At 34.4% G+C, this 21,252-nt stretch carries 18 protein-coding genes; 7 read left to right on the forward strand and 11 right to left on the reverse strand.

The features are described from left to right. Window positions 1–127: 127 nt before the first annotated feature. The 5 genes from RM51_RS05865 (at window position 128) to RM51_RS05885 (ending at window position 4,394) form a co-directional block, all read left to right on the forward strand. Window positions 128–865, forward strand: coding sequence for an SDR family NAD(P)-dependent oxidoreductase (locus tag RM51_RS05865; RefSeq protein WP_039366072.1), 738 nt, complete (start codon window positions 128–130; stop codon window positions 863–865). Window positions 866–1,023: 158 nt separating this feature from the next. Further along, entirely contained in the window at window positions 1,024–1,863 is an 840-nt protein-coding gene (locus tag RM51_RS05870) for an SDR family NAD(P)-dependent oxidoreductase (protein ID WP_039366074.1), read from the forward strand. A 433-nt stretch (window positions 1,864–2,296) separates the two neighbouring features. Then, the gene (locus RM51_RS05875) at window positions 2,297–3,211 is read left to right on the forward strand and encodes a helix-turn-helix domain-containing protein (protein ID WP_039366084.1); all 915 of its coding nucleotides are present in this window, start codon (window positions 2,297–2,299) and stop codon (window positions 3,209–3,211) included. A gap of 76 nt (window positions 3,212–3,287) precedes the next feature. Then, window positions 3,288–3,728, forward strand: coding sequence for a hypothetical protein (locus tag RM51_RS05880; protein ID WP_039366087.1), 441 nt, complete (start codon window positions 3,288–3,290; stop codon window positions 3,726–3,728). A 225-nt stretch (window positions 3,729–3,953) separates the two neighbouring features. After that, a complete protein-coding gene (locus RM51_RS05885) occupies window positions 3,954–4,394 on the forward strand; it encodes a hypothetical protein (protein WP_039366089.1) in 441 nt (146 codons plus the stop codon). A gap of 70 nt (window positions 4,395–4,464) precedes the next feature. On the opposite strand, the gene gldG is transcribed toward RM51_RS05885, so the two are convergent. The 6 genes from gldG to kbl all read right to left on the reverse strand — a co-directional run bounded on the left by gldG (window position 4,465) and on the right by kbl (window position 9,805). After that, the gene (gene gldG, locus RM51_RS05890) at window positions 4,465–6,135 is read right to left on the reverse strand and encodes a gliding motility-associated ABC transporter substrate-binding protein GldG (protein ID WP_039366090.1); all 1,671 of its coding nucleotides are present in this window, start codon (window positions 6,133–6,135) and stop codon (window positions 4,465–4,467) included. A gap of 4 nt (window positions 6,136–6,139) precedes the next feature. Beyond that, window positions 6,140–6,868, reverse strand: coding sequence for an ABC transporter permease subunit (locus tag RM51_RS05895; RefSeq protein ID WP_039366092.1), 729 nt, complete (start codon window positions 6,866–6,868; stop codon window positions 6,140–6,142). Between the two features lie 97 nt (window positions 6,869–6,965). Continuing rightward, window positions 6,966–7,511 carry a CopD family protein gene (locus tag RM51_RS05900; RefSeq protein WP_039366094.1) on the reverse strand — a complete coding sequence of 182 codons (546 nt, stop codon included), beginning with the start codon at window positions 7,509–7,511 and terminating at the stop codon, window positions 6,966–6,968. Between the two features lie 11 nt (window positions 7,512–7,522). Next, entirely contained in the window at window positions 7,523–7,978 is a 456-nt protein-coding gene (locus RM51_RS05905; protein WP_039366096.1) for a hypothetical protein, read from the reverse strand. 112 nt (window positions 7,979–8,090) lie between these two features. After that, the gene (locus RM51_RS05910; RefSeq protein WP_131667048.1) at window positions 8,091–8,534 is read right to left on the reverse strand and encodes a hypothetical protein; all 444 of its coding nucleotides are present in this window, start codon (window positions 8,532–8,534) and stop codon (window positions 8,091–8,093) included. 74 nt (window positions 8,535–8,608) lie between these two features. After that, a complete protein-coding gene (gene kbl / locus RM51_RS05915; protein ID WP_039366098.1) occupies window positions 8,609–9,805 on the reverse strand; it encodes a glycine C-acetyltransferase in 1,197 nt (398 codons plus the stop codon). 160 nt (window positions 9,806–9,965) lie between these two features. On the opposite strand from kbl, the gene RM51_RS05920 reads away from it, so the two are divergent. Continuing rightward, window positions 9,966–10,844, forward strand: coding sequence for a cupin-like domain-containing protein (locus RM51_RS05920; protein ID WP_039366100.1), 879 nt, complete (start codon window positions 9,966–9,968; stop codon window positions 10,842–10,844). 146 nt (window positions 10,845–10,990) lie between these two features. Here RM51_RS05920 and RM51_RS05925 read toward each other — a convergent pair whose 3' ends face one another. From RM51_RS05925 to priA, 3 genes are all read right to left on the reverse strand, one after another. Beyond that, window positions 10,991–12,913, reverse strand: coding sequence for a M1 family metallopeptidase (locus tag RM51_RS05925; RefSeq protein ID WP_052248412.1), 1,923 nt, complete (start codon window positions 12,911–12,913; stop codon window positions 10,991–10,993). A gap of 80 nt (window positions 12,914–12,993) precedes the next feature. After that, entirely contained in the window at window positions 12,994–14,460 is a 1,467-nt protein-coding gene (gene dacB / locus RM51_RS05930) for a D-alanyl-D-alanine carboxypeptidase/D-alanyl-D-alanine endopeptidase (RefSeq protein WP_039366102.1), read from the reverse strand. 160 nt (window positions 14,461–14,620) lie between these two features. After that, window positions 14,621–17,068 (reverse strand): replication restart helicase PriA, encoded by a 2,448-nt coding sequence (gene priA, locus RM51_RS05935; RefSeq protein ID WP_039366104.1) that lies wholly within the window; start codon window positions 17,066–17,068, stop codon window positions 14,621–14,623. 105 nt (window positions 17,069–17,173) lie between these two features. Here priA and RM51_RS05940 point away from each other — a divergent pair, with 105 nt between their 5' ends. Next, window positions 17,174–17,644 carry a hypothetical protein gene (locus RM51_RS05940; RefSeq protein WP_039366107.1) on the forward strand — a complete coding sequence of 157 codons (471 nt, stop codon included), beginning with the start codon at window positions 17,174–17,176 and terminating at the stop codon, window positions 17,642–17,644. On the opposite strand, the gene RM51_RS05945 is transcribed toward RM51_RS05940, so the two are convergent. Continuing rightward, on the reverse strand, window positions 17,641–18,549 hold the full coding sequence (locus RM51_RS05945) for an AEC family transporter (RefSeq protein ID WP_039366108.1): 909 nt from the start codon (window positions 18,547–18,549) through the stop codon (window positions 17,641–17,643). The two genes, RM51_RS05940 and RM51_RS05945, sit on opposite strands and share 4 nt — an antisense overlap. Window positions 18,550–18,698: 149 nt before the next feature. Beyond that, window positions 18,699–21,185: a beta-mannosidase gene (locus RM51_RS05950; RefSeq protein ID WP_039366110.1), complete on the reverse strand. Its 2,487-nt coding sequence runs from the start codon at window positions 21,183–21,185 to the stop codon at window positions 18,699–18,701. Window positions 21,186–21,252 lie beyond the last annotated feature (67 nt).

Raw genomic sequence — 21,252 nt, forward strand, 5'->3', positions numbered from 1 at the left:
GTATATAGCCTCATAATTAAATTCTCATTTTCTTTAAACTTTTAAGTTTCAACTCCTTTTTTGCCAAATGGCAAATGCCACCTTATTTAATTGACGGAATTTTACATCATCAATTAAAAACAAAATAATGCAAACAGTATTAATTACAGGAGCCAACAGAAGCATTGGTCTTGAAACAGTAAAACAGCTTTCAGCAAAAGGATTATTCGTTTATTTAGGAAGCCGAAATCTTGAAAATGGAAAAAGAGTAGTTGAAACACTGAACAAACAAGGTTTTCAAAATATCAAAGCCATCGAAATTGATGTTACCAATCCTGAATCGATTTCAAAAGCCAAAAATATAGTAGAAAATGAGCAGGGAAAACTGGATATTCTGATCAACAATGCAGGAATTTTAGGAAATACTCCTCAACTGGCATCAGATTTTTCCATTCAGGAAATTCAAACCATTTTTGATACGAACTTCTTTGGAGTCATCAGTGTCACACAGGCTTTTCTTGATTTGCTTAAAAAATCGGATAGCCCAAGAATCAGTAATATTACTTCAGGATTAGGTTCTTTAACCTTGCACAGCGATCCGACCTGGAAATATTATAATATTAAAACTGCAGGTTACGGAACTTCAAAAGCAGCTTTAAATGCGTACACGATTGTTTTGGCTTACGAATTGAAAGATTTATCTTTTAAAGTAAATGTGATCGATCCCGGTTATACGGCAACAGATTTTAATGCACACAGCGGTCCCGGTTCGGTGGAAAGTGCTGCCTCTTTCATCATCAAGCATACTTTGACAGATAATAATGCTCCAACAGGGCAATATTACAGTAACGATATTGAGGACGAAATTGGAATCAGTCCTTGGTAATTTTTTAAATAACAGTGTGAAGAGAAGCTTTCGGGTTTCTCTTTTTTATTAAATACGTATTCACGATTCGGTTACATCATTCGTTGATTGAGCTACTTTTCTCATCTGCCATCTTCCCACCTTTGTACCATCATTTAAAACCAATAAATATTTAAAAAATGGAAACAAAAAAAGTATGGTTCGTGACAGGAGCTTCAAAAGGACTTGGATTAGCCTTAATCAAAAAATTATTAGAACAAAATTATCGTGTTGCTGCGACAACCAGAAATGTAGAGTCTCTTATTTCTGAAATCGGAGAAACTTCAGAAACATTTTTACCGCTTGAAGTGAGTTTAACCGACAATGAAAACGTGCAATCTGCCATCGCAAAAACCATCGAGCATTTCGGACAATTGGATGTTGTCGTGAACAATGCAGGTTACGGACAGCTTGGAACGTTGGAAGAACTTTCAGACAAAGAGGCAAGAGCGAATTTTGATGTCAATGTTTTCGGAACACTGAATGTAATCAGAAATGCAATGCCTCATTTTCGTCAGCAAAAATCAGGACAGATTTTCAACATCTCTTCTATCGGAGGATATTCAGGGAATTTTCCGGGGTGGGGAATTTACTGTTCCACAAAATTTGCCGTTGCCGGTTTAACGGAAGCTTTGGCAGAGGAAATTAAAGACTTCGGAGTGAAAGCAACGGTGGTATATCCAGGATATTTCAGAACCGATTTCTTGTCTAAAGAATCGGTAAGAACTCCTGAAAATTCAATTCCTGAGTATGAAACGGCAAGAAATTCTGAACAGGCTCACCTTGATGAAATTAATGGAAATCAGCCCAATGATCCTGAGAAAGGTGCAGAAGCAATTATTGCCATCAGTGAAGTGGAAAATCCGCCGGTGCATTTCTTATTGGGAAGTGGAACGGATGAGTTTTTGAATAACAAGATTAAAACGCTTACAGGTGATGCCGAGAAATGGAGTGAATTGACGTTTTCTACTGTGATTTAATTTTTACGTTTTAACATAAAGATTCGGTTTTGACACAACGTCACTTCGAGTAGATTTTTGAAAAAAATCGTATCGAGAAGCTCAAGATAAAAAGTTCTCGATACATTTTTCTTCATTTCATTACGAAAAACACTCGAACTGACGAGAATCGAATTCTTTTAATCAGACTTTATAAAGATCCTTCGGCTTCGCTCAGGATAACAGGCGCAAAACTATTAGAGAAATGTCATCCTGAGCTTGCCAAAGGATCTCATTCTATTTTTTTAACCATTAAGATTTTGTTTAAGGAATTTAGAGTATTAAGATGATATTTTGATTTAAAATTTATTCAAAAGTTAATTTGGTTTTTCTTAATGAGACTTAACTCATTATCTATCAATTTAATATTTCAAATTCAATCCAACATTCAAAATAATTAAATAACTTAGTCATTATGAAAAACACATTTCGTTTTAATTCGCTTTCTGAGTTTCATGCTTTCTGCAATCTTCCGAATCCTGAGCATCCGTTGATCAGTCTGATCGATTACAGCAAAGTCCGTTATCCTGTGGATGATACTGAACTGAAATGGATACAGAATTTTTATTCGATTGGTTTGAAACGGAATGTGAATGCTAAGTTCAATTATGGGCAGCAGAAATATGATTTTGATTCCGGTGTGTTGTGTTTTGTTTCTCCGCTTCAGTTTCTGAGTCTTGAAATGAAACCCGGTGTGGAAGTGGAACCAACCGGATATTTATTGCTGATTCATCCCGATTTTCTTTGGGGAACTGCTCTCGCAAAGAAGATCAAATCTTATGAATTTTTCAGTTATCAGATCAATGAAGCGCTTTTTCTTTCGGATAAGGAAGAGAAAATCATTGTTGAACTCTTTAAAAATATTGAAAAGGAATATCAGACCAATATCGATAAATTCACGCAGGAACTGATTGTTGCCCAACTTGAATTGTTCCTGATCTATGCAGAACGTTTTTATGAACGTCAGTTTTTTACTAGAAAAAAATCCAGCCATGAACTATTGGAAAGATTTGAAGAAGTACTTTCCCAATATTTTGAAAACGGAAACCTTATCGAAAACGGCATTCCTTCTGTAAAAACCATTGCTGAACAAATGAATATTTCACCGAATTATCTGGGAAGTTTATTGCGAATTCACACCCAACAAAATACACAACAGCATATTCAGAATAAGATTATCGACACTGCAAAAGAACGTTTGAGTACAACTCATCTTTCGGTAAGTGAGATCGCTTATGAACTGGGATTTGAGCATCCGCAGTCTTTTAGTAAGTTGTTTAAGCAGAAGGTGAATCAGTCGCCGGGAGAGTTTCGGAGGTTGTTTAATTGATGTTAAAAAATCAGTTATTTTCAGAGCAGGTACATTCTGGGAAAATTCCTTATTTTTAAAAACAATTAATTAGACTATGATCAATAAGAGAACTATTATATTCTTTATTATTATAATTTACAGTAATGCTTTTTCTCAACAAAAAGTTTTGAAAGAACTTAATGAAAAAACATTTTCATGGGTTTCAAATACAAAAAGTCATATTAATGCTAAAGATACATTACAAATTGATCTACATTTTACTAACAACAAAATTGAATTCATTCCAAAACTGTCTTCATTTAAATCTGAAAGTTTAGAAAAGGTATCTTGGACTGAACAGCGCCCTGAATATTATTCTTTTAAAATAAAAAACAACATTCTCTTTTTTATTGATCAAGATCATAAAACAGCTAGATCATTTAAAATCATAAAAGAAAAAAATCAAATAGTTAAAATAATAGATTCCAAATCTTCAAAACAGTATTTGCTAAATCAAAATTTTCAGAAGTCATCTCCGCCTCGTATTTCTGATTAAATAAATTATAATAAAAAAAAGAGAAGCCAAAAACTTCTCTTTTTTTATTTTCTCTCCAAAACTCTTCTTCCTCAATCAGAAAAACAAGCCTCATAAAACACCCATAATCACTAAAGAAAGTAACGAATTAAACCATTACCCGTTATTTTTCTTAACACTTATAAGTTTCTTGTTAAAGTATAATGCTTTCATTATCTTTAATAAAAAATCAACCAAATTATAACAATGAAAAAAATACTTATCCTTCTCCCAGTATTCATTTTTGAGATCTGTTCCGCTCAAAAAGCTAAAGCAGAAAAAGTAAAAGATAAATTTGAATCCCGACAATCTCAGGACATGTCTGTTCCTCCTCCACCGATGATTGCTTTTCCGGCTCAATATCCTAAAGGAAATAAAGCATTTCTTGAAAATGTAAAGAAAAATCTGGATAAAGCAGCTCTTCAATCTCTTGGAAAAAATTTGAAAACAAAAATTATTCTAAAAATCAATTCAGATGGAAATGTGCTTAATATTTCTACTTATGGAAACAATGAAACTTTTAATAATGAAGTGAAAAAAGCAGCAGAAACAGCTACTGGTAATATCATTTGGGAAGCAGGAAAAAATAATAAAGGAGAAAAAGTGATTGATATTGTTAATCTGCCTTTTCAATATTCAAATTCTTAAATAAGAGCCTTCATTTTAGGAATCATATCAACAAAAAAGAGAAACAAATGTTTCTCTTTTTCTATTTTATCTATCCAAACTTCTTCTTCCTCAACCAGAAGAACAGTCCTCCTAAAGCTCCAATAATTACTAAAGGAAGCAGTAAATTGAACCATTGCCAGTTGTTTTTCTCTTCTGTAATTCTTTGTCGGTCCAGAAGACGTTCTTCGATGTTTCTGTTTCTTAATTCCATCAGATTGCTGTCGTCCAAAAGATAGTCGAGAGCATTTCTTAAGAACTGTTCGTTTCCGAACTGTTCGTTGGTCAGCATATCTACTCCTAAAGGTAAAGGCTGCCCTTTGATCACTTTATTTCTTCCCACATCTCCGTCTGCAATCACGATCATTTTATTATCAGAACTTGTTCCTTTGAAACCAGGATAAGACTTTCTTTCAATTCTTGAAGCGTAGGCAGAATTAAATTTACCTTCCAAAGCTACTGCATAGATTTTCGGAGTGCTTGGTTTTTCCATTTGCCCAAGACTGTCCACACTTGCAATTTCTTTCAGATCAACATAATTTGGAACCTGTTTCAGCAAGGTTCTTTCACTTGATTCGAAAAGAACTTTTGTTTTTATATTTTTTCTTCCGCCTAATGTATCAATCGATGTTGGAAATTCAAATTTTACCGGATTGATATTTTTCGTGATCGGATCATTCTTTTCAGCAATTCCTAACGGGAAATACGGCCACGGAAGACTTGTATATTGAGGATTCCCCCCTACTTCTCCGGTTACCAATCTCAACAGTGCAAATTTCTTCACATCTTTTACCAGTGCAGGATTGATTCTGATCCCGTAATTGAAGAAAAAGTCTGTCATATTGATGTCTACCGGGAAAGGCATTACTTTTTTAGACCTTGTCAACGTATCCATTTCAGCATTTACCGCATCAATCATCCACAGCGTTTTTCCGCCGTTCATGATGTATTGGTCAAGGATTACTTTTTCTCCGTCTGTGAAAGCTTTTCTGGGTTTTGCAATTACTAAAGCATTCATTTGCTTTAAAATAGGAACATCTGCCAATGTAAGCTCAGTCTGATTTTTAGGAATAATCGGACCTGCATCGTAATTTTCTGTGGCTAAATGCATGAATCCCTGGAATTCTTCCGGGCTCAACTCATCCTGATTGACTAAAATTCCAATTTTCTTTCTTTTGTCAACCGCAATATTCTTGATGTTTGAAACTAAATTGTATTCTAAATTCTCAATTGATTTCGTTAACTGCTGATCTGCATCAATCCCGTTCTGCTGAACCACCAACGGAACAGAAATCCCTCTTTCTCTATATTTTACAACCGCATAAGGAAATAAATAGATCTGAGAAACTTTTCCGTCTTTCACATCAGGAAGTACAGAAGGCTGCATTCCCATTGCCATCAAAGTATCCTGAGGAATTTTACTTTTAATAGGGTCAATGAATTTGAAATCAATTTTTGGATTAATTTTTCTGAATTCCTCCAACATAAATTTCGTTTCACTCTGCAACTGCTTAAAGCTTGCAGGGAAATCTCCTTCCAGATAAACATCAACAGTCACAGGTTTTTTAATAGACTCTAAAACCTTAATTGTATTATCGGAAAGTGTATATCTTTTTTCTTTCGTTAAATCTAATCTGATTCCTGAAATGGCAAGAATAATTACCAACGGCAAAATAACAAACAGTAAAATTCCGAATGGTGATTTGAATGGTATCTTCTTCATAATTCTACTTCTTTTTAGTGATAAAATGGTTGGACAAAACTAGGGTGACACCAATAATTAAAACAAAATAAGCCACGTCTTTAAAATCAATAAGACCTCTTGTAAAGCCTAAGAAATGTTGATAAAAACCGATATTCTGTAAAATAAAGTCTGCTCCACCCAATAATTTATAACTTGCCAATTGTTCGATCCCGAAATACATGATAAAACACATGAAAACGCCCAACAAATAAGCCATGATCTGATTCTGAGAAAGTGAAGAAGCTAAAATCCCCACACCTGAAAAAGCTGCGATTAAAATAATTAACCCGAAATAACTTCCGAACGTCATTCCTAAATCAATATTTCCTTCCGGAACTCCTAAAACATATACTGTGTAAAGGTAAATCAAAGATGGAATTAAACATAAAATTCCAACCACCCAAACAGATAAGAATTTTCCAAGAACCAAATCCGAGATTTTCAAAGGTTGGGAAAACAGCCAGTTTAAGGTACCCGTCTGTTGCTCTTCCGCAAAAGTTTTCATAGAAAGTGCCGGAATGATGAACATTAATAACCAAGGCACCAAAACAAAATAACTTTGTAAGGAAGCTAGCCCAATATCAAAAATGTTGGAATCATTCTCGAAAAAAAACAAAAACAATGTCGCTACCAAACTGAAAGCCGCAATGATAATCCATGCGCTCCAGTTCCCAAAATAGCTCCAAAGTTCTTTTTTAAAAATTGCAATCATATATTAGTTAGAAGTTTTAAGTTAAAAGTCAGATGTATTGTATGCTTATTATTTAAAAAAATACATCGACTTCGCACTGCTTTTTACTTGTCTCTTTTTACTTTTTACTTTTATTAACCAGCTTCACCGTCATCATAATCAGAAATACCAGAACGAAAAATCCTGTAATTAATTGCCACCAATATTCAATGACCATCGATTTTAATATCACTGTGAAAACTACCAGAAATAAAATAAAAGTTGCGATTTCGTTCGCCTGTCTCAATTTGATATTGGCAGTTTCCAAAGTATTTCCGTTAAGTTCTCGGAGTTTTAAAACTTTTTTCCAACACCAGTAATGGTAAATCGCCAGTCCGATCAGGAAAGTAAGCTTCAAATGAAACCACGGCATTTTCATTAATCCTGTATTTAAGAAGATCATTACCAGTCCGCAAACCGCCATAATCACTCCTGCCGGAACGGTAATAATATTCCAAAGTCGGCGCGCCATGAAGGTGTATTGTTCTCTTAAAATTTTCTTTTTATCCTCGGCAAATGCATCGGTATCTTTATAGTAAACGAAAATTCTCACGAGATAAAAAATTCCCGCAAAATAACTTACCATGAAGATAATGTGAAGCGCTTTGATGATGGTATACAGCATTTAAATCAATATTATTTTATAGGAACAATTTCACAGTTTCTGTCAAAGTTTTTCAAATAGTCAAAAAACAATTGTTTCTCTTTTTTTGAATCTCTGTAATTTTTATAAGCAACAAGCCCAATCACCATTAGATAAATGGATAAAATATAATATTCTCCAGAAAAATTTCTTATTAAAATAGTTAATGAAAAACAGAAGAAAATAGCAAGAGTTAATAATTGATAAAATTCCAGTCCAATAAATAATTCAAGACTATATTTATCCTCGTTATCTCTGATAAAATTTCCCTTAAAAGTTTGAAAATCTTTTTGCATTAATCTTACTTTAAAACCATTTTCAAAAACTTTTCCTGTAAAACTTTTACCAAAGAAATCAGGAAAACCTCCAAATATGCTGTTTTTAATATTTTCTAAAACATCTTCTTTTGATTTAGAAAATTCAACACGATATTCGGACTTTAAAAACATGTAAATAAATTATGCGCAAAGATAGTTTATTTCGGAAAAAAAGAGAATTTAATCTAAAAATTTCGGATGAAAATTGCTATATCATTTTGAGAAAAACTGCCTTTACAATTATTTATTGTTTTTTTCTTGCAGGAATACTGTCTGCCTTACTTTCTTTATAATATTTCTTTGTATATAAAAGGTTCTCCTTCTTGTCATAATATTTCCAGGCTCCGTAATAATACCAGTGACGTTCGTTCTGGGAAATTTCAAGCTTAGTCTGTCCTTTTTCCATGATCGTTCCGGTTGGAAAGTATCTTTTGATTTTCGTAATATCTCTTTGAATGTTTTCTTTTTGATAGAGTTTATCGTCAAAATAGGTTTTCCAAACGCCTACCTTCTCCCCTTTTTTATATTTTCCGATAGCAACAAGGTTTCCTTCGTTGGTAGGATATTCTTCTTTCCATTTACCATGTCTTTTTTGAGATTTTTCACTCACTTTTACATATTGGTTCATCTTCGTTTGGCAGGAAAATGTGAATAATGATACGACTAAAACAATAAATATTTTTTTCATAAAAAAACAGGATTTCTGTAAATATAAGAAATCCTGTTTTAACTCTACAAATGTAGAACAACTTTATTTTTGTCTTAAGAGATCACCCCTAATTCTTTTCCAACTTTTTCAAATGCAGCAATTGCTTTATCCAAATGTGCTCTTGTATGTGCCGCCGAAAGCTGAACTCTGATTCTTGCTTTTCCTTTCGGTACAACCGGATAGAAGAATCCGATCACGTAAATTCCTTCATCCATCAGTTTTTCAGCCATTTTTTGTGCTAAAGGCGCATCGTAAAGCATTACCGGAACAATAGCAGCATCTCCATCAGGAATATCGAAACCTTTAGACTTCATTTCTGCTCTGAAATATTCTGCGTTTTCCATCACCTGATCACGAAGAGAAGTGTCTTCAGAGATCATATCCAATACTTTCAAAGCTGCACCCACGATTCCCGGAGCCAATGAGTTTGAAAATAAATAAGGTCTTGAACGCTGTCTTAGCATATCGATGATCTCTTTTTTACCGGAAGTAAATCCTCCTAAAGCACCACCAAGAGCTTTCCCTAACGTAGAAGTAATAATATCTACTCTACCCATTACTTCATTTGCTTCGTGAGTTCCACGACCTGTTTTCCCGATGAAACCAGTTGCGTGAGAATCATCCACCATTACCAAAGCGTCATATTTATCAGCTAAATCACAAACACCTTTTAGGTCTGCAACGATTCCGTCCATTGAGAAAACTCCGTCTGTAACAATAATTTTGAAACGGTGATTTTTTTCAGAAGCTGCGATCAGCTGAGCTTCCAGATCTTCCATATTATTATTTTTGTAACGGTATCTTGCTGCTTTACAAAGACGAACTCCGTCGATGATCGAAGCGTGGTTCAATTCGTCAGAGATAATAGCATCTTCTTCTGTAAATAAAGGTTCGAAAACACCTCCGTTTGCATCAAAACAAGCTGCATAAAGGATCGTATCTTCCAATCCTAAGAAATCAGCGATCTTTTGCTCCAATTGTTTGTGAATATCCTGAGTTCCGCAGATAAAACGTACTGAAGACATACCATAACCGTGAGATTCGATCATATCCTGAGACGCTTTCATCACTTCCGGATTGTTTGATAATCCCAAATAATTGTTGGCACAGAAGTTCAACAGCTTTTTTCCGTTCGCTTCTATTTCTGCACTCTGCTGAGAGGTAATGATTCTTTCTCTTTTGTAAAGTCCGTCGTTATCAATATTTTGTAGTTCGTTCTGTAAGTTTTCAAGATACTTTTTAGAGATCATTTCTAATAATTTTTAAGATGTGCTAATTTAATAAAATCGTGGTAAACTCATAGCTTTTCTGTTTTTTATTCTAAATGCTTAAATAAAATCCAACTATTTTCGTTAATAGTCTATAATTCTAGTAGACTATTATTTATATTTGTTGTTTAAATTCAGTAAAATGCGATTATCACCAGTACAAAAAATTGAAAACATATCCTCCGAAGACTTTCTAAAAACTTATCTGAAACCTGCAAAACCTGTCATTTTAAAAGATTTTGTAACTCCCAAAAGTCCGGCATTCAAAAAATGGAATTATGATTATTTTAAAGAAATTGCAGGCGATCACAAAGTCAATATTTACGGAAGCGAGATCGAATCACTGGACAGAGTGGCCAGCAAACCGATCGGACAGAGCACTTTTTCAGATTATCTCGATTTAATTACCTCCTCTCCTACTGAGCATCGCCTTTTTCTCTTTAATCTATTAAGCATTAAACCTGAACTTAAAAATGATATTCATTACAATGATGTTACAAAAGGAAAAATTCTGAAATGGCTACCTTTTATCTTTTTTGGAGGGGAAGGCTCTATCACCCGAAATCATGTTGATATTGATATGTCGCATGTTTTTATTACCCAGTTTCAAGGTATCAAAAAGATCTGGCTTTTCCCTTGGGAACAATCGGATTTACTGTATAAACTTCCTTATAATTTTCACTCGATTACTAATATCAAAGAACCAGATTATGATGAATTTCCTGGACTAAAATATGTAGATGGGTATGAAGCCATCATCAATCCCGGGGAAACGCTTTATATTCCTTCCGGTTGGTGGCATTACATTCAATACGAAACGGAGGGCTATTCTGTTTCAATAAGGGCTTTACCTTCAAGCTGGTTGGAAAAATGGAGAGGGTTTAAAAATCTTGTTCTTATCCGGCATTTTGATAATGTCATGCGAAATCTGTTTAAAGAAAAATGGTTTGATTTTAAAGTAAGAAAAGCTACCCGAAAAGCCAACAGAGCGATTAAAAGACAGAAAAACTTCCAGATTTAACAGAAATCTTAACCCTAAATAAATATATTATGGAATTCATTTATCTTATCCTTTCAGCAGAAAGATCAACGTATTCTTTCTATCCTATTGCTTTTTATTAGTCTTTATGAAACAAAAACCCTTCAGAAGTTCTGAAGGGTTTTATTTTATTTCTTTAAGAATTTTATGTTCTTATCTTTCACCTTGAAGATATAGGTTCCGGGAATCAGTTCTGAAATATTAATCGCTTTTCCGGGTTCATAAACCGCCTTTCTCACTAATTTTCCGTCAATAAAGTAAATGGCAAAATCTGTGGCTCTGTCAAGTCCTTTAATATTGATTTCGTTCTTTGCCGGGTTTGGATATAATGCAAATTCATCTTTATTAATCTCTGAAGTACTCAATGCATTATCCTGAGTTACTGTCGAATTTTTTTCAATAATCTGATATTCATAATTGAACTCTACACTCGCCACCGTAAATGCTACAGATTCCGTGAAATACTGATTGTTTGTTGTGTTATCAAGCGCAAAATAAGCAACCTGACCTCCTGTTCCCGTCACTTTAATCGGTAAAGGCATTTCGTAAAAGCTTACAGAAGAATGACTTTGTGTTTGTGAAGCCTTAAAGGTGATCTGATTCCCTGTCTGTTTCCAACGAATATCATAAGTAGGATAACCCTGTCCATAAATCCAATCGTTAAAAAACTCAGTAAGATCTTTTCCTGTAGATAACTGAATAGAATTTTTGAGATCTACCGTTCTTACGTAGTTATATGCTAAAGCAGGTCTTGCATGATAATCTTTTAGAGCCTGATAAAAAGCTGTTTCCCCTAAAATCCATTTTATCATTCTCACCACATATCCTCCTTTTGAATAGGATAATCTTCCACTGAAAATAGCATTGATGTTATTTAAACTTGCATCAGCAACGTAAACACTTCCACCAGCAGCACTTGTAATATAGTCTTTTTCTGATAATAAAAAGTTCATAAACTCTGTATTGGTCATTAGCAGCTTTTCATTTGCCAAATGTGCTCCAAATGTTGCAAAACCTTCATTCAGCCATATATCGTTCCATGCTCCGCAAGTCACTTTATCACCAAACCATTGATGAGCCAATTCGTGGGCAATCAGTCCTTTATCCCAACCTCCCATAGATGACATGGTCTGGTGTTCCATTCCACCACCATATTCAAATTCCATGTGCCCGTACTTTTCATTCCTGAAAGGATAAGGCCCGAAATAGGTTTCAAAAGTATTCATCACCTGTTTTGTCCAGTTGATGTTGGCCATGCTTGTCGTATTACTTGCAGTAGAAGGATACACATAATTGATAAATGGAAAAGGCGGCGTTCCCATGGTATCGGTAAGTTTTACATAATTTGTAATCGAAAGCGCAATCAGATAGGCCGCTGTCGGATACATCGTTCTCCAGAACGTCAGTTTTTGCCCGTTTCCAAGAGTCGTTTCAGACATCAATGTTCCGTTTGCAGCTACATTATACTGAGAAGGTGCCGTTATTTTAAAATCAAATCGATCAATTTTATCATTCAAGCTTTGTTTGGTTGGAAACCAGTCCTGTGCTCCGTAAGGTTCACTTAAAGTAGAGAGAATGGCCGTTCCACCTTGAGATCCTGTTGAAAAAGAGTTATTCGCCGTTGGTGGCGTTCCTGAATAATGAATGGTAAGTGAATCCAATACATTTGCAGCAAGTGCAACCGGAAAATCCACTTTTACTTCTTTTGTAGTTAACTGCTGAAAAGTAAGATTCTGACCGTGATATTTTACCTGAGAAACCGTCAACGTATTTGAAAGATCAAAGTAAATATTACTCATACTCTGATTCGGCTTGAAATGAGACGTTACGGTTCCCGAAATCTGATATACAGTAGGATCCAGATTCACATCCATCCTTTGATACTGAAGATCATAGTTTAAGGTATTAGGATTGATATTGTAAGCGGTCATTTTATTCGCAAAAGATTTCATTTCCTTCGCTCTGAATGATTTCATTTCAATATTTTCATCCTGTGCAGAAATCTGTTGAAAAGTAAGAATACTTAATATCAGAAAATAGAAGTGCTTCATTTATAAATTATTAAAAATCAAAGATAAAAAAAACCTTCTAATCAAATATTAAAAGGTTTTTAGAATTATTACTTTATATGTTAAAGTTCTAAAGTTGGTTCAAGAATTTTTTCCATTCTCTTTTTTACCATATCTACAGAACCTGCATAATTATTTACCAACAGTGAGAACACCAATGTTCTTCCTGAATTCGTTTTTATGTATCCCGCAAGGGTTTTTACTTTATTCAGCGTTCCTGTTTTTGCAAAGACCTGCCCGTTTCCGGCTTCATTGAACATTCTCTTTAGCGTTCCTGATTGTCCGCCAATTGGCAATGAAGTCAAATATGTCTGATAATACTTTTGGTTCATTAAAGAGGTAAGATATTTTACCTGGGCAATTGGAGTTACCGTATTGCTTCTCGATAATCCGCTTCCATCCATATAATTTAAACCTTCTGCATCAAAAGCAACATCTTTCAAATGATCTTTCACTACAACTTTGCCACTTTCGCTGGTCTGATCTCCTTTTCTGAAAAACCCTACCGTTCTCAGTAATGCTTCTGCAAGAGAGTTATCACTATGCTGATTGGTGTAATACACAATATCCGTTAATGTAGGAGACTTATAAGCAGAAACCAATTTTCTGCTTTCCGGTTCTGCATCCGTCATTTTCGGAGTTACTTTCCCTGTTACTGCAATTCCGCTTTTCACCAAAGTAGTTCTGAATGAATTTGCAAGATAAGCAGGTGCATCAGGTAATTTTGTAGTTAAAGTACCATTTCCGTCATATTTTTCTGCATATACCATTTGATTGGCATACGGAGAAACATAAAAGAATTTTTTATCTGCTGATAAGGTATTCTTTTTGACGATTAATTTTTCATTTGCTGGATTAATTTCACGGGTTGTACCTACCGGTAAATAGTAATTATTGTTTTCTAACCACACAACATTTTCCGGAAGTCTTGAAATGTTACCTTTGAAAAGCGCTGTCTGAATAATAATATCACCATTTACTTTTTTAATACCCTCACGTGTAAGCCCACTCATAAAATCTGTAATGATTTCTCTGTAAGATAATGCGCCTGCTTTATTGGTTCCTAAAGAAGGATCTCCACTTCCTACAATGTACAGATTACCGTTTAAAACCCCGTTTTCATCTATCTGACCTGAATATTCAAGCTGCGTCATCCAACGATAGTTTTCCCCCAACAAATTCAAAGCGGTCTCCGTCGTAAGCAATTTTGTGGTAGAAGCCGGAACCAAAGGCATATTTTCGTTATACGAAGAAATGATCTTTTTGGTCTTAGGATCGAACACCACAAAACCCCAACTTGCGTTTTTCAACACGGGATCCGTCATCATTGTATTAAGGTTCACATCCAACAGTTCTTTCGGCGAGAGAATTGTTTTTTCAATCGCAGCCACGGGAGAAGGCAGACTCAAATTGGGTTTCTGACTATCGTAAGTGGGAGTGAAAAGAACCGTAGAAACGGTAGACTGAGCGAGGAATAAACCAGAGGCTAATACCGTAATACCTGAAATATATTTTCTGAATTTTACCATCTAATTTTCTTTTTATTACTCAATTTGGATGGCACAGAATAACCATAGTTAAATCTAAAAAGCACAACCAAACATATAAGCAACGATCAAATGTAGAAATTATTGCTATTACTCAGATATTTAAGGTATTATAAAACCTTATAAAATTTGTTAAAATTTGTTAAAAATCAACAAAAACGTCTTTTTTGATGCTTTGATACGCAGTGATTTCGTCAAATTCTTTCAGACTCAACAAAACCAACTTTTTGAATTTTTCGTAGTTCTTTCCTCTTGGAAGTTTGAGTAAGATTTGAAATTGATAGAGATTATTAAGTCTTGCTATTTGAGATTTTTCAGGTCCTAATACACAGTCTTCGGGAAGATATTTTCTTAAAACCGAACCTAAAAATTGAGAAGCACGATTCACCTTTTCTTCTTTTCTATGTTTAAGCTCAATCATAATCAACTTAGTAAAAGGTGGATAGTGAAATTTTTGACGTTCAGTTAAAATGTATTTATACACCTTTGCAGGATTATTCATTTTAATCAGCTGGAAAACAGAATGATCCGGATTAAAAGTCTGAATTAATATTTTCCCTTTCCCAGAAACTCTTCCTGCTCTTCCGGAAACCTGTGTAATGAGTTGATATGCTCTTTCTTCCGCTCTGAAATCCTGAACATACAACATAGAATCTGCTTTGGGAATGGCTACCAATTCGATATGGTCAAAATCCAAGCCTTTGGAGATCATTTGAGTTCCAACAATAATATCGATTTCTCCGTCTTCAATTTTCTCGTACAATTTCTCATAGGCAAATTTCTTTCTCATGGAATCGACATCCATTCTGTCAACCTCATTTTCAGGAAACAGTTTAGAAACTTCTTCATGAATCTGTTCAACGCCTACTCCTCTTTCATTCAGTTTTTCTGAATGGCATTTCGGACAAGCTTTCGGTTTTGAAGCTCTTTGACCACAATAATGGCATTTCATTTCGTTTGCAGCCTTGTGATAGGTCATTACCACATCACAATTCGAACAATAATTGACATACCCACAAGATTCACATTCTATTACATTCGCATAACCACGGCGGTTATGAAGTACAATAGCCTGATTTTTTTCGTCTACAGTTCTTTTCAATTCATCAATTAATCTCAAAGAAAAGTTTCCGGAGACTTTTTTTGAATCCTGAGCTTCTTTAAAGTTAATTAATTCATATTCAGGAAGCGTTACTTTCCCAAAACGTTCTTCAAGAAAAACATATTGTATTCGATCTTTTCTTGCATTGTAGTAACTTTCCACAGAAGGTGTTGCAGATCCCAAAATCACACGAGCATTATAAAAATTCCCCAACACTAATGCAGCATCTTTTGCATTGAAATAAGGCGAAACTTCTCTGGGTCTGTAAGCAGAATCATGCTCTTCATCTACTACAATCAATCCTAAATTCTGAAAAGGCAGAAACAATGCATTTCTTGTTCCGATAAGGATTTTAATATCATTTTGTCTGATTCTCCTCCAGACTTCCACACGTTCAAAATCGGTAAGTTTTTGATGGTAGAAACCAAGTTGTCGACCGTATTTTTTTTCTAATCTTTGGGTAATTTGTTTGGTTAAAGAAATCTCAGGAAGCAAAAACAGAACATTTTTTCCTTCATTGATGCATTCTTCAATTTTTTCCAAATAAATATGGGTTTTCCCGGAAGATGTCACTCCGTGGAGCAAGACATTTTTTCCTTCTTCAAAAGCTTCATCAATAGTAATCTTAGCTAATTTTTGAGATTCTGAAAGTTCTTCAATTTCTTCAATTTCCCCTTCATAGCTTTCGATCCTGTCTTTCTGCATATAATATTCCTCCACCAGATTTTTGTCTGCCAAAGCTTTGAAGTGTGAGCTTCCGAAATAGCCGTCTTCAAACAGATCAGATTTTTTAATATGCATATCCGGATTTTCCGTCTGCTTTTCTAAAATATGAAGGAAAAGATCTTTTTGCTTTTGGGCCCTTTTTAAGCTTAAAATAATTTCCGTAAGGTTCTGATTTTTTAAAACCTCATCGTTAATTCTGACATAAGCAACTTCTTTCGCTTTGTATTTTTCCGCAATTTTTTCATCAATTTCGATGTATTGCAGGTCAATTAAGGAATTAATCGTCTTAATAATATCTTTTTTCGGAATGAAAGCTTCAATATCCGTTAAATTAATCAACTGACGAACTTCCAATGCCTGAATAAGATACATTTCGTTGACATCCAGATTTTCAAAATCAACGGTAACATTAGGCTTTAATTTTAAATACGTTTCACTTTCCAGTTTCAGGGAAGACGGAAATGCAAAACGATAAATTTCTCCTAATCCCGATAAATAATATTCTGAAAGCCAGTTCCAGAATTGTATCTGCTCTTGCGGAACAATCGGTTTGTCATCCAAAATACTGATGACTTCTTTGGCTACAAAACTTTCAGGAGCATTGTCATGAAGTTCAAAAACAATCCCTGTATAAATCTTTTTCCCACCAAAAGGAACCAATACACGCATTCCTACCTGAATTTCAGATAATAGTTCCTGGGGAACTTTGTATGTAAAAGATCCTTTTAAATTTAATGGTAAAACGATTTGGGCGTAATTCAAGAGAAATATTTAAAGTGTAAAATTAATTTTTTCTTTTGTGAACTGCAATAATTTATATTTTTATCGTTCTAACTATAAACGAACTTTAAAATTAATAAACTATTTATGAAAAGACTTTTATCCGCTGTATCACTCTTTTTGATACTTATCATTCAGGCACAGGAAAAAATCACTTTAAACAAAGGAGAAATTACCATCCCAATCGGCAAAAAAGTTCTGCTGAAACCTGAAATAAAAAATAATACAATCAGTAAATTCGAAATCGTAAAAGAGGAAAATATTACCGAAAAGATTGATTTTTTTGATATGCTCCGCAACTACAAAAAGGATGATGTAAAGGATAACAGTGTTGAGCTTTTATTTAGTGAAGGTCAACTGATGGGATCACCTATTTTTGTTTTGAATGTTATTCAGAAAACCGGAAAAAATATGATCTTTAAAGCTAAAATTAGATTAAAAGGAAGTTCTTCCTACCAATCGACTTCAATTACTCCTTCAATAAGCAATACAGCCCATATGGAACAATGGAAAGACAATATAGATTCTATTATCCTGTATGATTTTGAATTGAATTAAAAAAGCAATTCAATAATTTGATACCAAAATGCTGAAGTAAATAATCCCACTATAATACTAAAACCAATCGTCAAATTCGTCAGCTTTGTGTTCAATCTGAACTGTTCTGCAATAATACTTGAGGTAAGAACGGTCGGCATTGCAGATTCAAAGATGGTGATTTTGGCGATGTTTCCTTTTATACCAAATAAAAATGCCAGTCCTAAGGTAATGGCAGGAGCCAGAATCAATTTATAGAACATAGAAGCGGACATTTGAGGAATCAATTTTTTCCAGCCATTGAATTTTAATTGTAATCCGACTGAAAATAATGCCAATGGACTTACTGTTGCTGCCAGTTTATCAAAAAACGGTTCTGCTAACGTAAAATCTATGAATTGAGATAAGATCAGCGCTGCAATACAGCCTACTAATGGTGGAAAGGTAATCAATCTTTTCAGAATGAAAGTCGCGCTTATTTTCCCTGACTGACTTCCTCCTCTTAAGGCCGCAATAATTCCTAATGTAGAAAGCGAAAAAAACATGGTCTGATCACATATAATGGCAATACTCAAAAGACTTTCACCGTAAAAAGCGGAAACAAGCGGAAATCCTATGAATGAAGTATTGCTATACCCACTTACCAGTTCCAATGTACTTCTTGAACGCCTTGAATATCCTTTGCTTTTACTGTAAAACATCATAAAGAAAAAGCAGAAAACCGAAGTAAGAAAAGTTGCTATAATCGGGAAAAGCATTTCTGTTGTCCAGTGGACTTTCGGCAGATATTTGAACGAAACAGCAGGAAGCGCAAGATAAAGAATCCAGGTATTGATTCCTTTATGAGCATCGGGATGAATGGATTTTGTAGCTTTGAAAACCATTCCTGCGATAATACACACTGCGATCAGGACAAAATTCACCATAGTTGAAAAATATGGTGCTAATTTAAGGTTGATTTTCTAGTTGATAATCAAAACTGATATTTTTCACATAACTTTTATCATTCCGTAGGAATCTACCGTTCAGCTAAAATTATACAGCCTAGATTTCTACGGAATGACAAACTCTATTATTAATTCATCGTATCCCAAAGGCTCATCACTTCCACTTTTTCCAAAGGTTTTGAAAGATTAATTCTTCTTGAAGAATTCGGAAGCAAGTCGAAGAAATTATCACTGAAATGAGTGTCTCCGATTAGATAAACATCTTTTGCCAAAACATCTGTAGAAACGTCGATTTCTGTAGAAGAAATTTTCCTGATTTTGATGGATGGTTTTGGAAGTTTTAAATCTTTTGGTTTTACAAAAAAATGGTTCATTTCAGCAATGATTTTATCTTCTTTGTCCCGAATAATCACATTGAGATAAATTTCATTTTTATTGGTATCACCAATTACATCATTAATTACTAAAGGATCAAATTTTAAAATATGAGTATCTAAAACTTTTCCATCAGGAACACTCACTGCGGCAGCCAAACTTTCTCCATTAAATTTAGAAATATCAAATTCTATGGTAACGTCTTCAAACTTTTTCAACGTATCATTAACAGCATAAAAATTCAAAACTCCATCTTTTTCCTCCGTTAAAATCACTTGGTTTTCAAAGCTTCTTTTGATCTGATAATGCAACGCTTTCCAATTTCCTAAATAATCGATTGAAGACCACGAAACCACCGGCCAACAATCATTCAGCTGCCAATACAAAGTTCCCATATTATAGGGCTTTGCACGGCGATGTGCTTCAATCGCAATCTGCATTCCACGAGCCTGAAGCAACTGAGAAATGTAATTATACTTTACAAAATCTGTCGGAATTTTGTAATCCCGTTTCATATAATTATCAATGATTTCCCAACCTCTAGAATGTTTTTCGTGCGCTTTTATTGTTCCGTTTTGTAAACTTAAATCAGGAACTCCCGAAAACATAGATTTTGTTGTTTCCAAAGTCGACATTCCCTGAAATCCGTATTCTGAAGCAAATCTCGGAACTTTTTCGTTATAAATTTCAAACGGTTGCTCTCCCCACCAAACTCCCCAATAATGAGAATCGCCTTCTGTTAAACTTTCCTTGTGTCCCCAACCGATAGACGGTGAACTTTCCCAATAAATTTGCTTGTCACTAGTTGCATATTTTTTAATTGCGTTTGGAATCACTTCATGAAAAATCTTTTTATAATCTTTCCATACCTGCAACGAATCTTCTTTTGAATATTTGAATTGTTTCTGATATCCCCAGTTTACGATCGCTTCGTCAACTTCATTATTTCCGCACCATAATGCTAATGAAGGATGATTCTGAAGTCTTTCGATCTGATCTTTGACTTCCATCTCAACATTCTTTTGAAAATTTTCGTCAGAAGGATAAAAGCTCCCTGCAAACATAAAATCCTGCCAAACTAATATTCCGTTTTCATCACAAGCCTTGAAAAATTCATCGTCTTCATAAATTCCACCTCCCCAAACACGAATCATATTCATATTCGCTTCCTTAGAATCTTTAATCAGTTTTTGATATTTTTCTTTGGTAATTCTTGGCGTAAAACTGTCAGAAGGAATCCAATTAGTCCCTTTTGCATACATTGGATTTCCGTTCACTTTAAAATAGAAAGATTTTCCTTTTTCATCCTTTTCCTGAATCAGCTCAACCGTTCTTAGCCCAATTCGTTCAGACTTTTCTGCAAGAATTTTAGAATCTTTTTGTAATGAAATTTTTATTTGATATAAATTCGGATCGCCCCAACCGTTGGGTTGCCATAATTTTGGATTTTGAATCTGATAAGGAACTGAAATTACATTTATTCCCGATTTTAAAGTAATATTTTGAGATTTTCCATTGATTAAAAAACTATATTTCCCTTCTTCTTTAGTAAAAATTTCAGCATGAATATTTAAGTCGGCTTTTTGCTTGGTTAAAACTTTCTGCTCGATTTTTACATTTTCAAGTTTCGCCTGATTCCAGAAATTTAATTCTACCTCTTTCCAGATTCCGGCAGTCACCAACCTTGGCCCCCAATCCCATCCAAACTGATATTGTGCCTTTCTTACATAGCTTCTCGGAGATTCAGGAGTCGTAAAAGCAACTTTTTTTGCCAGTTCTTTTCCCGCGTTTACCGCAGATTTAAATGTAATCTGTAAAACATTTCCCCCAATTTTCAAATGTTGCTTTACAGGAATCGTCCATTTTCTGAACATATTATCTGTTGACTGTAATAATTTTCCGTTCAAATAAATTTCGGAAAATGTATCCAATCCATGAAAGACCAAATCAACGTTTTGATTGGCCAATTCTTTTGATGAAATAATAAATGAAGTCTGATAGTCCCAATCTTCATTTTCTACCCACTGAACTTTTTTCTCGTTTTCATCTTTGTAAGGATCTGGAATGATCTTATTATTCATCAAATCCAAATGAACTGTTCCCGGCACGGAAGCCGTGAGCCATTTATTTTCTTTGGCGTTTTTGAACTGCCATTTTTCTGATGACAGGTTTCGCTCTGAAAATTGAGCGAATAGTATGTTTTGTATGAAGAGAAGAGAAAAAAGTAGGGTTTTATTCATCAATAGTTTGATTTAGATTACAATTTAAACGTATAATTTGTCATTCTGACGAAGGAAGAATCTAAGC

It is taken from the genome of Chryseobacterium taiwanense (assembly GCF_000813825.1).
Lineage (GTDB): Bacteria > Bacteroidota > Bacteroidia > Flavobacteriales > Weeksellaceae > Chryseobacterium > Chryseobacterium taiwanense.

Bases quoted from the DNA above. Each gene is read 5' to 3' on its own strand.
- RM51_RS05865 (WP_039366072.1), top strand. From the start codon at position 128: ATGCAAACAGTATTAATTACAGGAGCCAACAGAAGCATTGGTCTTGAA.
- RM51_RS05870 (WP_039366074.1), top strand. From the start codon at position 1,024: ATGGAAACAAAAAAAGTATGGTTCGTGACAGGAGCTTCAAAAGGACTT.
- RM51_RS05875 (WP_039366084.1), top strand. From the start codon at position 2,297: ATGAAAAACACATTTCGTTTTAATTCGCTTTCTGAGTTTCATGCTTTC.
- RM51_RS05880 (WP_039366087.1), top strand. From the start codon at position 3,288: ATGATCAATAAGAGAACTATTATATTCTTTATTATTATAATTTACAGT.
- RM51_RS05885 (WP_039366089.1), top strand. From the start codon at position 3,954: ATGAAAAAAATACTTATCCTTCTCCCAGTATTCATTTTTGAGATCTGT.
- gldG (WP_039366090.1), bottom strand. From the start codon at position 6,135: ATGAAGAAGATACCATTCAAATCACCATTCGGAATTTTACTGTTTGTT.
- RM51_RS05895 (WP_039366092.1), bottom strand. From the start codon at position 6,868: ATGATTGCAATTTTTAAAAAAGAACTTTGGAGCTATTTTGGGAACTGG.
- RM51_RS05900 (WP_039366094.1), bottom strand. From the start codon at position 7,511: ATGCTGTATACCATCATCAAAGCGCTTCACATTATCTTCATGGTAAGT.
- RM51_RS05905 (WP_039366096.1), bottom strand. From the start codon at position 7,978: ATGTTTTTAAAGTCCGAATATCGTGTTGAATTTTCTAAATCAAAAGAA.
- RM51_RS05910 (WP_131667048.1), bottom strand. From the start codon at position 8,534: ATGAAAAAAATATTTATTGTTTTAGTCGTATCATTATTCACATTTTCC.
- kbl (WP_039366098.1), bottom strand. From the start codon at position 9,805: ATGATCTCTAAAAAGTATCTTGAAAACTTACAGAACGAACTACAAAAT.
- RM51_RS05920 (WP_039366100.1), top strand. From the start codon at position 9,966: ATGCGATTATCACCAGTACAAAAAATTGAAAACATATCCTCCGAAGAC.
- RM51_RS05925 (WP_052248412.1), bottom strand. From the start codon at position 12,913: ATGAAGCACTTCTATTTTCTGATATTAAGTATTCTTACTTTTCAACAG.
- dacB (WP_039366102.1), bottom strand. From the start codon at position 14,460: ATGGTAAAATTCAGAAAATATATTTCAGGTATTACGGTATTAGCCTCT.
- RM51_RS05940 (WP_039366107.1), top strand. From the start codon at position 17,174: ATGAAAAGACTTTTATCCGCTGTATCACTCTTTTTGATACTTATCATT.
- RM51_RS05945 (WP_039366108.1), bottom strand. From the start codon at position 18,549: ATGGTGAATTTTGTCCTGATCGCAGTGTGTATTATCGCAGGAATGGTT.
- RM51_RS05950 (WP_039366110.1), bottom strand. From the start codon at position 21,185: ATGAATAAAACCCTACTTTTTTCTCTTCTCTTCATACAAAACATACTA.